This window comes from Glycomyces tarimensis (assembly GCF_054776215.1).
Genome location: NZ_BAAHCB010000024.1, coordinates 67786 through 82474 on the forward strand (window position 1 = coordinate 67786; position 14689 = coordinate 82474).

Below are 14689 nucleotides of genomic sequence, written 5' to 3' on the forward strand. Positions count from 1 at the left end.
ACCTAGGCGCCGTGTCATAGAGGCGCCGCGATCGAACTCGGGGATACTTGCGTTATGAGTGTGGTTTCTGAGCAGGACCGAAGCGGACTGGATCTCGTCATCGTCACCGGCATCTCCGGCGGAGGCAGGTCGACGGTCGCGCGTGCGCTCGAGAACGTCGGCTACTACGTGGTGGACAACCTGCCCGAGTCGCTGGTGGCGCAGGCCGCCGAGCTGGCCGCGTCCGGCGGGCCCGAGGTGCAGCGGACCGCGATGGTGCTCGACGTGCGCTCGCGCGCCTTCACGACCGACCTGGTCGGCGTCATCGAAGACCTGCGCAAGGCCGGTTTCAAGCCGCACCTGGTGTTCGTCGACGCCGACGACGACGTGATCATCCGCCGGTTCGAGAAGGTCCGGCGCGCGCACCCGCTCCAAGGGGACGGCCTGCTCGGCGACGGGATCGCCGCCGAGCGACGCCTGCTGGCGTCCGCCCGCGAGTCGGCGGACACGCTGTTCGACACCACGCACCTGAACGAGAACCAGCTGCGGGCCCGTGTCGAGGAGGCCTTCCTGGCGCCCTCCTCGCCCGGACTGCAGTTCACCTGTATGTCGTTCGGCTTCAAGTACGGCATCCCGCGCGATGCGGACTATGTCGCTGACGTACGATTCCTTCCCAACCCGTACTGGGTTCCGAGCCTGCGCGAGTACACCGGCACCGACAAGGAAGTCTCGGACTACGTCCTGTATCAGGAAGGCGCCGAGGAGTTCGTTGACGCGTACGCCAAGCTGCTGCTCGGCACCACCCAGGGCTTCGAGCGGGAAGGCAAGCGCTACATGACGATCGCGATCGGCTGCACCGGCGGCAAGCACCGCAGCGTGGCCATCTCCGAGGAGCTCGCGCGTCGCCTCAACGCGGCCGGCTTCCCCGCCAACACCCATCACCGTGACCGAGGAAATGAATGAGAAGAGTCGTCGCTTTCGGCGGCGGTAGGGGCCTCTCGGCCTCACTGCGAGCGCTCACCAGGCTCGACGTCGAGCTGACGGCCGTGGTGACCGTCGCCGATGACGGCGGATCCTCCGGAACGATCCGGAATTCCCGACCGATCCTTCCTCCAGGGGACCTGCGCAAAGCGCTGGTCGCCACGGCCGATCCCGCACGCTCCACCGCGGCCGAGCTGTTCTCCCACCGTTTCGACGGCGACGACTTCCTCTCCGGCCACCCCGTCGGCAACATCGTCCTGACCTCGCTGCTCGAACGCCACGACAACCCCGTCGCCGCGCTCGACGAGGCCGCCGAGCTCCTCGGCTGCCGCGCCCGCATCCTCCCCATGGCCTGCCACCCGCTCCACATCGAGGCCGACCTGGCCGAAGGCTCGGGTGCCCGCACCATCGTCGGCCAGCACGACGTCGCCGTCGCCGACGGCGCCGTCACCGAGGTCCGCCTCATCCCCGCAGATGCCCCGGCCTGCCCCGAGACCCTCGAAGCCGTCGCCGAGGCCGACTGGCATGTCTTCGGCCCCGGCTCCTGGTACACCAGCGTCATCCCGCACCTGCTCCTCCCGGAGCTGCGTGAGGCCCTCGCCGCCGCCTCGGCCCGTCGCGTCGTCGTGCTCAACCTCTCCGAGGAGAAGGAGACCGACGGCCTCACCCTCGCGGGGCATCTGGACGCGCTGGGGCGTTACGCCCAAGGTGTTCGGTTTCACTACGTCGTCTCGGGTCATACCCGAACCCTCGACGATCCCGAATCGTTGAACAGTGCGGCACAATCGTTGCAGGCCGAGTTGGTGGCGGCGGATCTCGCCGCCGACGTCGTCACGCACGACGTCGACGCACTCGCCGCGGTACTGGGAAATCTGCTCGTCGAAGATGGTGGTTCATAAATGGCGATGACCTCGGAGGTCAAGGACGAACTCAGCCGGATTGAGGTCACGAAATCCTGTTGTCAGCGCGCCGAGCTCGGCGCGCTGTTCCGGTTCGCCGGTGGGCTCCACCTGGTCGGCGGCGCCAACGTCGTGGTCGAGGCCGAGGTCGACGCGGGCAACGTCGCCCGCCGCGCCAAACGCATGATCAACGAGCTCTACAACTACGACTCCGAGATCCACGTGCTCGTCGCCGCCGGCCTGCGGCGCACCAACCACTACCTCCTGCGCGTCATGGCCGACGGCCAGGCGCTCGCGCGCCAGATCGGCCTCACCGACCAGCGCGGCTACCCCGTGCGCGGCCTGCCCGCACACGTCGTCGGCGCCTACCCGTGCTGCGCCGAGGCCGCCTGGCGCGGGGCCTTCCTCGCCCGCGGCTCGCTCACCGAGCCCGGCCGGTCCTCCTCGCTCGAGGTCACCTGCCCCGGTCCCGAGACCGCGCTCGCGCTCGTCGGCGCGGCCCGCCGCCTGGGCATCAGCGCCAAGTCCCGGGACGTGCGCGGCGTCGACCGCGTCGTCATCCGCGACGGCGACGCCATCGGCGAGCTGCTCACGAGACTGGGCGCGCACAGCTCGGTCCTCACCTGGGAGGAGCGCCGCGTCCGCCGCGAAGTCCGCGCCACGGCCAACCGCCTCGCGAACTTCGACGACGCCAACCTGCGCCGCTCCGCGCGCGCCGCCGTCGCCGCCGCCGCGAAGGTCACCCGCGCGCTCGAAATCCTCGGAGACGACGTGCCAGAACACCTGGCCAGCGCGGGGAAGCTGCGCCTGGAGCACCGTCAGGCATCACTGGAGGAGCTCGGCACCCTCGCGGACCCGCCGCTGACGAAGGACGCCATCGCCGGGCGCATCCGCCGCCTCATCAACATGGCCACCAAGCGCGCCGCCGAGGCCGGAATCCCCGGACCCGACGATGTTGTCGCCGAAGAGGAAGCGCTCGCGGCATAGTGCGAGCGCACAGCCGCACGACGGCGCTTTCTTAACCGCGATGTCATACCGCTGTGGCGAGTGTGACATCATCGGGGGGACTCACCTGCGGACCGGTGAAAACCGGGGCGGTAGGGTCGAAGAGTGCTCGGCGACGAGGCCGAACAGCGATCTGTTCCACCGTCGCACTGTGGCTGAATGGATCGCGTCCGAGACCGACTCTGGTCTCAGTCAGATACTCGATTCCTGTTTTAGCGAGGAGATGGGCACGTGACCATCCGCGTTGGTGTAAACGGCTTCGGCCGTATCGGTCGCAACTTCTTCCGGGCGATTCTCGCTTCGGAAGCCGACATCGAAGTGGTCGCTTTCAACGACCTCGGCGACACCGAGACCATTGCACACCTGCTGAAGTACGACAGCATCCTCGGCCGCCTGCCTTACGAGGTCAAGGTCGGCTCGGGCGAACTCACGATCAACGGCAAGACCGTCAAGGCGTTCGCCGAGCGCGACCCCGCCGCCCTCCCGTGGGGCGAGGTCGGCGCCGACGTCGTGGTGGAGTCCACCGGCTTCTTCACCGACGGCACCAAGGCCGCCGCGCACCTCAAGGGCGGCGCCAAGAAGGTCATCATCTCCGCTCCGGCGAAGAACGAGGACCTCACCGTCGTCATGGGCGTCAACGACGACAAGTACGACGCCGAGCAGCACCACATCATCTCGAATGCCTCCTGCACCACCAACTGCCTGGCGCCGATGGCCAAGGTCCTCAACGATTCCATCGGGATCGAAAAGGGCCTCATGACCACCATTCACGCCTACACGCAGGACCAGAGCCTGCAGGACGGCCCCCACAAGGATCTGCGTCGCGCCCGCGCCGCCGCCATCAACGTCGTCCCCACCTCCACGGGTGCGGCGAAGGCCGTCGGCCTGGTGCTGCCCGAGCTCAACGGCAAGCTCGACGGCTTCGCGATGCGCGTCCCGATCCCGACCGGCTCCGCCACCGACCTCACCTTCGAGGCCGGCAAGGGCACCACCGTCGAGGAGGTCAACGGCGCGCTCAAGGCCGCCGCCGACGGTCCGCTCAAGGGCATCCTGTCCTACACCGAGGACCCGATCGTCTCCAGCGACATCGTCACCGACCCGCACTCCTGCATCATCGACGGCCAGCTCACCAAGGTCATCGACGGCAACCAGGTGAAGGTCGTCGGCTGGTACGACAACGAGTGGGGCTTCTCGAACCGCCTGGTCAGCCTCGTCGAGCTGATCGGCTAAGACAACCATGAAGACACTCGACGAACTCCTGAAGGAGGGCGTCAACGGTCGGCGCGTCCTCGTGCGCGCCGACCTCAACGTTCCTCTCGACGGCAAGAACATCACCGACGACGGCCGCGTCCGCGCCGTTGCGCCCACTGTCAAGGCCCTCGCCGAGGCGGGCGCCCGCGTCGTGGTGTGCTCGCACCTCGGCCGCCCGAAGGGCGAGCCGGACCCGGCGTTCTCGCTCGCTCCCGTCGCACAGCGGCTGGGCGAGGTCCTGGGCCGCGAGGTCGCCTTCGCGAGCGACACCGTCGACGGGGACGCCGAGACCAAGGCCGTCGCCCAAGGCGACGGCGACGTGCTGGTGCTCGAGAACCTGCGCTTCAACAAGGGCGAGACCAGCAAGGACGACAGCGAGCGGGCCGAGTTCGCCGGCCGGCTGGCCGCGTTCGGGGACGTCTACGTCGACGACGCCTTCGGCGCGGTGCACCGCAAGCACGCGTCGGTCTTCGACGTGGCGAAGCTCCTCCCGCACTACGCGGGCTGGCTCATCGCCAAAGAGGTCGAGGTCCTCTCCAAGCTCACCGGCGACCCCGAGCGGGGCTACGTGGTCGTGCTCGGCGGCGCCAAGGTCTCCGACAAGCTCGCCGTCATCTCCAACCTGCTCGGCAAGGTCGACACCCTCGTCATCGGCGGCGGCATGGCCTTCACCTTCCTGGCGGCCCAAGGCCACGAGGTCGGCAACTCGCTGCTGGAGAAGGACCAGATCGAGAACTGCAAGGGCTACCTCGCCGAAGCCGAGAAGCTCGGCGTGGAGCTGTTGCTGCCGAGCGACGTCGTCACCGCGGCCGAGTTCGCCGCCGACGCCGAGCCGCTCGAAGTGTCCGTCGAGGCGATCCCCGAGGACCGCATGGGCCTCGACATCGGGCCCGCCTCGGCAGCGCTGTTCGCCGAGCGCATCGCGCAGGCCAAGACCGTCTTCTGGAACGGCCCGATGGGCGTCTTCGAGTTCCCCGACTACGCCCGCGGCACCAAGACCGTCGCGCAGGCGCTGGTCGACTCCGGGGCGTTCACCGTGGTCGGCGGCGGCGACTCCGCCGCCGCGGTCCGCACGCTCGGGCTGCCCGAGGACGGCTTCAGCCACATCTCCACCGGTGGGGGTGCGAGCCTCGAGTATCTCGAAGGCAAGACCCTGCCCGGCCTGGACGCACTGGAGGACTAAATGTCTGAGACTCGCAAGCCGCTCATCGCCGGCAACTGGAAGATGAACCTCAACCACCTCGAAGCGATCTCGCTGGTGCAGAAGCTGGCCTTCAGCCTCACCCGCGAGCAGCTCGAAGCGGTCGAGACCGTCGTCCTGCCGCCGTTCGTCGACATCCGCAGCGTGCAGACGCTCGTCGACGGCGACAAACTGACCGTCGGCTACGGCGCCCAGGACGTGTCGGCGCACCCGTCCGGGGCCTACACCGGCGAGATCGCCGCCTCGATGCTGGCCAAGCTCGGCTGCTCGTACGTGGCCGTCGGCCACTCCGAGCGCCGGCAGTACCACGATGAGGGCGACGAGCTGGTGGCCGCGAAGGTCCGCCAGGCGCTCAACAACGGCATCAGCCCGATCCTGTGCGTCGGCGAGGCGCTGGACGTCCGCGAGGCCGGGAACCACGTTCCCCACACGGTGAGCCAGCTGCTGGCCGCCGTGGACGGGCTGAACGAGGAGGAGCTCGCCAAGGTCGTCGTGGCCTACGAGCCCGTCTGGGCGATCGGGACCGGCCGCACGGCCACCCCCGAGGACGCCCAGGAGGTCATCGGGGCGCTGCGCCAGGCACTGGCCGAGAAGTTCGGTGCGGTTGCCGAGCGGGTCCGGATCCTGTACGGCGGTTCGGTCAAGTCGGTGAACATCGCCCAGATCATGGCCAAGCCGGACGTCGACGGCGCCCTCGTCGGGGGCGCGAGCCTCGACGCCGAGGAGTTCGCCAAGATCGTCCGCTTCCCCGAGCACGCAGGCGCTTAGGGATCACATGCCAGGGCCGCCGTACAACGACGTACGGCGGCCCTACTTTCTTGGGCGTCACACCCGTGTATGAGGCGGATATGCCCGCTGCGTTAGACTTTTGCACGGACGCCCGCCCAGCGGACATCCTGAACCATTGGAGAGGACACCCGATCACCGATGATGACGGTACTGAGTTACGCCCTGCTGATCACCCTGCTCGCGACCAGCGGCGCGCTGATCCTCCTCGTGCTGCTGCACAAGGGCAAGGGCGGAGGCCTGTCGAGCATGTTCGGCGGCGGCATGTCGTCGGTGGCCTCCGGCTCCTCGGTGGCCGAGCGCAACCTCACCAGGATCACGATCGGCGTGGGCGTCATCTGGTTCGCCTGCGTCGTCGCCTACGGCCTGCTCCTGAGAGCAATGGTCTAAGAGCCTCAGACTTCAAGGCCGGGGGTGCGGGGGAGCGAAGCTCCGCCGCACCCCCGGCCTTCTGCTGTAACGGTCGAATGGAGAGCGTCCAGGGGTGGCGCTGCGATTGGGAGCCACTCCGGAAATCGCGCAGCGGCTCTTCGGGATCGCCGTCCAGACTCATGACACCAGTGCCTCGGGGTATCTCGATGCGGCCTATCCCGGAGCCGGCCCGGGCCAGACGCCATTCACGCTCATCGAAGCCGAGCGCATCGACGTTTACGAGGATGCTCCTATCACGGGCCTGCTTCGCTCGGCCCCGCCGTCCTGCTATCGAGGCACAGCCTTTGCGTTCCGCTTGGGCATCAAGGCCAGCAGCGCGATCAACAGGGGGATCGGCAGCAGGAACGCCGTCCGCAGATCCATCGTCGTATCCAGCCACCCCAGCAGGGTCGGTGCCGTCAGGATCGCGGTCCCGGACGCCAGGGAACCGATCGACGCCGAATGCCTCGCGTTCAAGTTCGGCACGGCCACCAACTGCGCCAGAGTGATCGGATACAGCAGCGCGATGCCGAGGCTCGCGATGGTGATGCCGATCGTCACCGTCGCCGGCTCGTTCCCCGCGTAGACGATCGCGGTCCCTGTCATCGCCGTCAGGGCCGCGACCAGCACCGCCCTCGGATGCTCGGCGAACCTCGGTCCCACCAGCCTTCCCACCGCCATGCCGATCACGAACCCGGTGCTCAACACCGATGCCGTCCCCAGCGACGCCCCGGTGTCGACCAGCCGCGCCACCGCCCACACCACGAAGCAGAACTCGCACGCCACCGCCAGCACAATGCGCAGCCATCCGATCGTCGCCGGTCCCACCGGCGGCTTGACCCCGCGGTCGGGCTCGCGCCTCGGCACCTCCACCGTCCGCCGTGCCGCCACCAGGAGCAGCACGGGCACCGGCAGCAGCAGCGCCAGCCGCCCCGGCAGATCGGCGTACTCCAAGAGGCCGAACGCCAACGGCGCGCTGATCCCGGCCGTGCTCGCGGCCGCCACCGCTCGCGTGAGCCTTCGTGCGGCCCCGGGACCCCGCAGCATCGCCGGAGTCACGAGCGTGATCGCCGCGCCTCCGAAACCGACCAGCACCGAACCCGCCCCGGCCACCGGCAGTGCCGGAGTCGTGGCCATGGCCGCCGTCCCGATCGCCATCCCCAGGCACGAGAACCGCAAGACCACCCCCGGCCCCGCACGCAGCGCGGCGGGGCCGAGCACGGCCGCCAGCACCAGCCCGACCCCGAACGTCGAGGTGATCCAGACCAGCTCTGCGCGGGGCCGGTCGAGTTCGTCGGCCAGTGTCGCCAAGTACGGCCCGAACGTAGCCACCGCGAACCCCAGCGCGAGCTGAGCACCGCCGATCGCGAGATCCGCCTGCTTGCCGGTGGTGTGGGCGGCCTCGCCGGTCACCATGCCGACCGGCTCTGCGCGGCGTCGATCGCGACTATGGCCTGGCCGGGAGCCAGCGTTCTCGGGCCCGCCGCGTTTTCGGCGGTGGCCGCGGGGTCGTCGCTGTCGAACACGATGGTCCCTTCAGGACGCATCTCGATCGGGCCGTCCCCGAGGTTCGCCCACACTTGGACGGTGCCGCGGCGAAACCAGGCCAGGCCTCGTTCGGCCTTCCACTCGTCCAGCCGGCCCGGCAGCGCTACGGGGATCGCGTTGCGCGCCGCCAGCAGGCGTTTCGTGGTATTCAGCGGCGAGACGGGATCGGCTGCCTGGTAGACGGCCGTGTCCCGTTCGGTCCGCCCGCCCAGCGGCAGCCACGGTTCGCCGGTCGAGAAGCCGAGCCCTGGCCCGTGGGACCACGGCATCGGGGTGCGCGCCGAATCGCGGCTCGCCTCCGGATTCGCCGCCGCCAGCGGGTCGGCGGCCCTTTCGGGCGGCACGACGCCGTCGGGGAGCCCGAGTTCCTCGCCCTGATAGATCCAGCTCATGCCCGGCAGGAACGCCATCAGCGCCTGCATCGCCAGCGACCGCCGCCGTCCGAGCCTGCCGGCGGCCCGCTTGGCGTCGTGATTGCCCTGGGCCCATGACAGTTCGGGCGACGTCTGTGCCGCCGTGAACAGCGCCGCGGGCGTCTCGACGGGGTCGAACTCGCCCACGAGCAGCCCGAACCAGAACGCCGAATGCAGGCGCTCGGCGCTCAGATAGGCCGAGAGCGCGATCGGGTCCATCTCGTAGATCTCGCCGACCAGCAGCGCGCCGTGCCGGTCGGCGACGCGCCGCCAGCGCTCGTGGATCGCATGGACGTCGGGTTGGTTGATGTCGTAGCGGTGGTCTTGGCGGGTCCAGTCGGCGGCGACCGTGCCGCTGAGGAACCGCGCCTCGGGCGGCAGCAGCGGATTGTCGGGCAGCTGCGGGTGCTTGAGCAGGTACGCGGCGGTGTCGATGCGGAAGCCGTCGAGGCCCAGGCCGAGCCAGTGCTCGATCACGGCATCGATCTCGTCGGCGACGGCGGGGTTGCGCCAGTTGAGGTCCGGCTGGCCGGAATTGAACAGGTGCAGGTAGTACTGTCCGGTGGCCTCGCTGTAGGTCCAGGCGGGGCCGCCGAAGTGCGAGAGCCAGTTGTTCGGCGGGCCGCCGTCCGGCGCGGGGTCGCGCCAGACGTAGTAGTCGCGGTAAGGGGCCTCGCGGCTCGACGCCGCCCGGCGGAACCACGGGTGCCGGTCGCTGGTGTGGTTGACGACCAGGTCGCCGATGACGCGGAGCCCTCTGCGGTGCGCGGCGGCGATGAGCTCGTCGAACGCCTCCTGCCCGCCGAACCTCGCGTCCACGGTCAGGTAGTCGTCGATGTCGTAGCCGTGATCGCGCATGGGGGAGCTGAAGAACGGGGTCAGCCAGACCATGTCGACGCCGAGTCCGGCGAGGTGGTCGAGGCGTTCGGCGACGCCACGCAGGTCGCCCCAGCCGTCGCCGTCGCTGTCGGCGAAGGAGGGCACGTAGACCTGGTATCCGGCGGCGTCGCGCCACCATCCGCTCGGGTCGTGCGCATGCTCCAGCACCCGTGCCAACTGGCCGAGGTCGCTCAGCACGAGATCGGCGTCGAGCCCGCGCAGGGAGGCGGTCAGCGCGCCGGAGGCGCGTCCTGCCGCCAGTCCCGGTTCGGAGTCCTCGACGACCAGGCAGTCGGCCGGGTCGACGCCGAGGCGTTCGGCGGCATCGAGGTAGCCCTGCGGGTCCGGCTTGCCCCGCGAGACGTCGTCTATGGTCAGCAGCAGCGGCGGGGTGATCCCGGCGGCCGCGAGACGGTCTTTGGCGAGGCGGTCGTCGGCGCTGGTGACCACGGCCCATCGCAGGCCGATGCGGTTCATGGTTTCGATGAGTCGGTGCGCGCCGGGCGTGGCGACCACGTCGGACACGTCTTCGTACTGGAGCTCCAGTTGGCGGGCGGCCGATACGGTGACTTCGGCTCGGCTCAGGTCCGGTCGCAGCCGCGCCACCGTGGTCGGCGCGGGGGAGCCGTGCGCGATGGCGATCGCCTCGGACGGATCGATGCCGTGCTCGATGGCCCAGGTGTGCCAGGCGCGCTCAACGGCCGCGTCTGAGTCGACGAGGGTCCCGTCCATGTCGAGCAGGACGGCCTTGACATTGTTATAGCTTCGCATGGTGCCATCCGGGAAATAATAGACTCGTATGGCGAGGATAATACGTGGAGGCTCGGGATGCAAGCCAGAATCAAGGTCGGTCGCGCCGAGGCGGCCCGGTGGATAGGGGCGCTCGACATGCTGCGGCTCGTCCGCTCGCGCCCCGGCATCACCCGCGCCGAGGCCGCCCGCGCCCTGGCCATCGCGAGCGGTTCGGCCACCGAGATCTGCTCGCGCCTGAGGGATCTCGACCTGCTCGCGGAGCGGCCCGCGCCGCCCGCCGGCCGCGGCCGCCCCACCACCACGTTGCACGCCCACCCGCAAGGGCCGCTGGCGGTGGTGGTCGACCTCCGGCACGCCGACTGGCGCATGGCGGCCGTCGACCTCGAGGGGCGCCTCAGCGACGTCGTCACCGGCCGCCACCGCGACCGCACCCCCGGCGCCGTGGTCGCCGAGCTCCGCGACGCGGCCGGCGCCCTTGCCGAGCGCTACGGCGCGCGCCTGCGAGAAGTCTCGATCTCGGCCGCCGCCACCGTGCGGCACCGGCGCGTCGCGCAGGCCAGCACCCTCGGCTGGCAGGAATTCACGATCGAACCGCTCATTCCCGGTGTGCCGCAGACGCTCTCCAACGACGCCAACCTCACCGGCATGGCCGAAGCGAGGGCCTCCCATCCGGACGGCACCGTGCTGTTCCTGACCATCGAGGTCGGCATCGGCGGCGTGTTCGTCGACCGGGGGCGCCCGGTCACCGGCGCCTCCGGAGCCGGCGGCGAGTTCGGCCACGTTCCGTTCGGCGATCCGCAGCTGCTGTGCCCCTGCGGCGCACACGGATGCTTCGACATCACTGTGGACGGCCGGGCCATGGCCCGGCACCGGGGCGAGCCCGAACCCGACGACCCCCGCGCCTACGCCGCCGCCACCCTCACCGATCCCGCACCGGACGCCCGCGCCGCCGTGAACGCCTGCGCGAGCGGCCTCGGGCGCGGCGTCGCCGGGCTGGTGAATGCCCTCGACCCCGAGGCCGTCGTGTTCGGCGGGCTGGCCACCGAGCTGTCCCGCCGGGCGCCGGAGGCGCTCGAGGAGGCCTACACCAATGGTCTGATGCGGTTCAGGCGCGCCGACCCGCCCCCGCTGCTCGCCTCGTCGCTCGGCGAGGACGGCCCGCTGCTGGGCGCGGCGGAGGCGGCCTTCGACGAGATTCTCACCGAGGACCGCATCGCGCGCTGGGCCGAGGAACGACGCTGAGTTCCCGCGTGCTGACCGAACAGGGCTCACAACGATGCCGTCTGACCACATGGCACACTGCAGTTGCATCGCATGCGCGTTCCCTCGCCGCCGAATACAGAGAGCCCTCTCATGTCAGACAATTCCACCGAACTGCGCCGTACCCTCGAACGCATCTGCGCCGAACCGCGAGGCGAAGCGCGATCCGCCGCCCTCGAAGCGCACATCGACGCCGTCGACGCGGCCGGTGACCAGCCGTTGCTCAACGAGACGCTCGCGGCCCTGGTCAACTCATACGAGTACTCAATGGACTCGACAAGGATCCTCGTGCCCTTCGCGCGGCTGCTCCGCAATTACGACACCGCCCCACAGCACTTCGGTCGGCGCACCGCACACAGCGTCTATTGGATGTTCAAGTGGGTCATCCACAAGATGATCGAGCACCCCGAGGTGCCGCTCGACTCGATCGAGGAATGGCTCGAGCGGATGCGCGGCCGCTACGCCGAGGCCGGGCACTCCCTCCACCCCGTCCACGAGGCCGAACACGCCCTCGCCGACCACCTCGGCGACCAGGCTCGCGCGGCGAAGGCCCTCGCGGCGATCACCTCGACCGAACCCGACCGCATGAGCAACTGCGCCGCCTGCCGCTGCCACCGCCTCGGCCGCATCGCCGCCGACGACGGGCGGCACGAGCGCGCGATCGAACTGTGGAAACCCGTCCTCGAAGGCGGGCTCGCGTGCGCCCACGAGCCGCACGCGGCCCTCGCCGGCTCCCTGCTGCCGCTGACCGCCCTCGGACGCCTCGACCAGGCCCGCGCCAACCACCTCCACGGCTACCTCATCAGCCGCAGCAACGACGACATGCTCTACGCCGTCGCCAAGCACCTCCGCTTCTGCGCGCTCACCGGCAACGAGGCGCGCGCCGTCGAGATCATCGCCGCCCACGCCCGCTTCTACGAGCTCGAGCTCTCGCCGCAGGACCGCCGATACCTCCTCGAAAGCGTCCAGCTCACCTGCGCCGCGCTCCTGGCCCGCGGCATGGGCGGCACCGAAGTGCCCGGCCCCCGACAGCGGCACTGGCGCGCCGACGAGCTCCACGCATGGGCCGAAGCCGAGCGCCAGGCCATCTGCGACCGCTACGACCGGCGCAACGGCAACGACGCCCAGTCCCGGACTTCCCGGGAACGGGCGAGCTACGTGGACGCCTACCCCCATGTTCCCCTGGGGCTCAAGACCCTCCACACCGTACCGGCACCGAAGCCGGTGGCGGGCGAACCCGAGGAGGCGACACCGGAACTGTTCGAAACGGCCCTCGCCCGAGCCCGCCGGGCGACCGCCGAGTTCGCCGAGGACACCGACGAGCACTGGCGCCGCGTCGACCGAATCGCGCGACGGCTCGGCGTCGAACTCGAACCCGCCGACGCGGCCGAAGCCATCATCGCCTCCATCGACGTCGAAGGCGGCCTGGAAGCGGCCGTGGAGCGGGCCGCGAAGGCCCGCGAAGCGTTCCTCGCGGCCGGACTCGACGGCAGAGCCCTCACCAACCGCGCCTCGGTCCTCGTGTGGAGCGTCCACGCCGACCCCGAAGCGGCCGCCGCCGAAGCACAGGAGGTCATCGACGCGGCCGAGCGGATCGCCCCGAGCGACCCCGCCAGTGCCCTGCGCGCCCGAGCGCTCGCCCACATCGCGCTCCTGGAACGCTGCCGCCACCACGGACAGGACCCCGACCAGGCGCTCCGAGACGCCATCGACGCGATCGACACCGAACTCGCCGCGCTCCCCGAGGACCCGCGCGCCGGCCACGTCCGCGCCCGGCTGACGCTCACCCTCGCGTCCATGGAGACCGATCCCGAAGCCCGCACGGCGCTCATGCGCGCCGCGTTCGAACAGGCCGAAGCCGGCGACCACTCCTACGAGGCGTTCATCGGCGCGGTCGAATACGCCTCCATTCTCAACCGCACGGGCGACTTCGAGGAGGGCCTGCGCGTCGCTCAGGCCGGCGTCGCCCGCGTCAAGCCCGGACTCCCGGCCTTCCCGGTCGCCGCCGTCCACCTCACCGCCGCCGAATGCGCGGTCAACCTCGGGCGCTGGGACACCGCCGAGCACCACGCGCTCCAGGCCGCCGCACACTACGACCTCGCCAAGGAGACCGGGTGCGCCGGCGTCGCCAGGCACCTCATGGGCATCGCGCTCGCATCGCAGGGCCGCTGCCAGGAGGCGATCGTCGTCTTCGAGGCCGCGCTCGCCGACCTGCCGTCGATGGACGAATCCGAGCACTGGCGCCTCGCCGACGTCCGCTTCCTCCTCGCCTGCTCCTATGAGGACCTGAACGAGCCGCGGACGGGCGCCGAGCACGCCCTCGAAGCACTGCGCCTCATGGACGGCGGGCTCGCGCACCCCAACCCGACCGTGTATCCGCGCGCCGCGCACCTCGCCGGCCGGTACCTCCAACTGCTCGGCGACGGCGCCTCGGCCGTCGAGTGCTACGGCCGGGCCGAAGCTGCGTGGCGCGAACTCGGCGCGCTTCCCACGGCGGCGAACTCGATCCGCGCCGCGGTGTGGGCCGAGGCCGAATCCGACGAATCGGCAAGCCGCGAAAGCGGATCGGCGACGATGCGCGCGCTCGCCGACGAACTGCGAAGCGATTGGCGCAACGGCGAACTGCCGCCCGCCTACCGCGAGGCATGCCGCGACCAACTGGGGGAGACCCTGCTCCAGTACGCCGGGTACCTGGACGCCCACGAAGCGTCGGTGCCGATGCTGCGTGAAGCGCTCGCGGTGCTCGGCGAAGGCGAACTCCTCGCCCGGCGCGCGGTCGCCGCCGCCCACCGGCTCATGCACCGCCTCGCCGACGCCGGCGACCTCGCCGGAGCCGAAGCGTGCGCCGATACGGTCCTGCCCAGGCTCGCCGATCCCGAGTTCGCGAGCCTGGCAGCGGGAATCCGCGACCATCTCCGCCAATTGCGAGATGCGAATGGACAGTGAGTCGCATTACCGAATTCGTCCCGAATGGGCGTCTTGAATCGACCGGAGTCCGTCAATGACGCCTTTACTTTGTGTGCTGTGCGTCATAGAATTTCCACGGGCGGTTCCCCTGCCGCTCCGGCCGGTGACCCTGGCGACGCCTGCGGAGCCGCAAACGCGTCCGGCCGATATGCACAGAAGATCCCCCATCTGTGAGGAGCGATCACACATATGTCCAACGGACACGCCATCCGTGGCACCCGTATCGGCGCGACCCAGGCACTCCACTCGGAGCGCGGCGAACCGGTGGCCCGGCAGAACGTCAGTTACTGGTGCGCCAACGGACACGAGACCGTCCGATCCTTCGCGCTGTACGTCGACGTCCCGGTCGAATGGGA

General features: G+C 70.1%; 12 protein-coding genes. 10 read left to right on the forward strand and 2 right to left on the reverse strand.

The annotated features are described in order from the left end of the window. The first annotated feature begins 54 nt into the window (after window positions 1-54). From rapZ to secG, 7 genes are all read left to right on the forward strand, one after another. On the forward strand, window positions 55-942 hold the full coding sequence (rapZ, locus tag ACYVK3_RS19545) for a RapZ family nucleotide-binding protein (RefSeq protein WP_460499022.1): 888 nt from the start codon (window positions 55-57) through the stop codon (window positions 940-942). After that, window positions 939-1859 (forward strand): gluconeogenesis factor YvcK family protein, encoded by a 921-nt coding sequence (locus ACYVK3_RS19550; protein ID WP_460499023.1) that lies wholly within the window; start codon window positions 939-941, stop codon window positions 1857-1859. Before rapZ ends, ACYVK3_RS19550 begins: the two co-directional genes overlap by 4 nt. Then, window positions 1860-2846: a DNA-binding protein WhiA gene (gene whiA / locus ACYVK3_RS19555; RefSeq protein ID WP_460499024.1), complete on the forward strand. Its 987-nt coding sequence runs from the start codon at window positions 1860-1862 to the stop codon at window positions 2844-2846. It begins immediately after the preceding gene. A 249-nt stretch (window positions 2847-3095) separates the two neighbouring features. After that, a complete protein-coding gene (gap, locus tag ACYVK3_RS19560; RefSeq protein ID WP_460499025.1) occupies window positions 3096-4094 on the forward strand; it encodes a type I glyceraldehyde-3-phosphate dehydrogenase in 999 nt (332 codons plus the stop codon). A 7-nt stretch (window positions 4095-4101) separates the two neighbouring features. Then, window positions 4102-5298, forward strand: coding sequence for a phosphoglycerate kinase (locus ACYVK3_RS19565; protein WP_460499026.1), 1197 nt, complete (start codon window positions 4102-4104; stop codon window positions 5296-5298). After that, the gene (tpiA, locus tag ACYVK3_RS19570; RefSeq protein WP_460499027.1) at window positions 5299-6084 is read left to right on the forward strand and encodes a triose-phosphate isomerase family protein; all 786 of its coding nucleotides are present in this window, start codon (window positions 5299-5301) and stop codon (window positions 6082-6084) included. It begins immediately after the preceding gene. Between the two features lie 159 nt (window positions 6085-6243). After that, on the forward strand, window positions 6244-6492 hold the full coding sequence (gene secG, locus ACYVK3_RS19575) for a preprotein translocase subunit SecG (protein ID WP_460499028.1): 249 nt from the start codon (window positions 6244-6246) through the stop codon (window positions 6490-6492). Window positions 6493-6801: 309 nt separating this feature from the next. Here secG and ACYVK3_RS19580 read toward each other — a convergent pair whose 3' ends face one another. Both ACYVK3_RS19580 and ACYVK3_RS19585 read right to left on the reverse strand, forming a co-directional pair. Beyond that, window positions 6802-7926: an MFS transporter gene (locus ACYVK3_RS19580; RefSeq protein ID WP_460499029.1), complete on the reverse strand. Its 1125-nt coding sequence runs from the start codon at window positions 7924-7926 to the stop codon at window positions 6802-6804. Beyond that, window positions 7923-10124 carry an HAD-IA family hydrolase gene (locus ACYVK3_RS19585; protein WP_460499030.1) on the reverse strand — a complete coding sequence of 734 codons (2202 nt, stop codon included), beginning with the start codon at window positions 10122-10124 and terminating at the stop codon, window positions 7923-7925. The genes ACYVK3_RS19580 and ACYVK3_RS19585 overlap by 4 nt, the downstream gene beginning before the upstream one ends. Before the next feature lie 57 nt (window positions 10125-10181). Here ACYVK3_RS19585 and ACYVK3_RS19590 point away from each other — a divergent pair, with 57 nt between their 5' ends. The 3 genes from ACYVK3_RS19590 to ACYVK3_RS19600 form a co-directional block, all read left to right on the forward strand. Beyond that, entirely contained in the window at window positions 10182-11348 is a 1167-nt protein-coding gene (locus ACYVK3_RS19590) for an ROK family protein (RefSeq protein WP_460499031.1), read from the forward strand. A gap of 111 nt (window positions 11349-11459) precedes the next feature. Next, a complete protein-coding gene (locus tag ACYVK3_RS19595; RefSeq protein WP_460499032.1) occupies window positions 11460-14312 on the forward strand; it encodes an ATP-binding protein in 2853 nt (950 codons plus the stop codon). 210 nt (window positions 14313-14522) lie between these two features. Then, a partial coding sequence (locus tag ACYVK3_RS19600; protein ID WP_460499063.1) for an RNA polymerase-binding protein RbpA occupies window positions 14523-14689 on the forward strand: 167 nt, incomplete at its 3' end.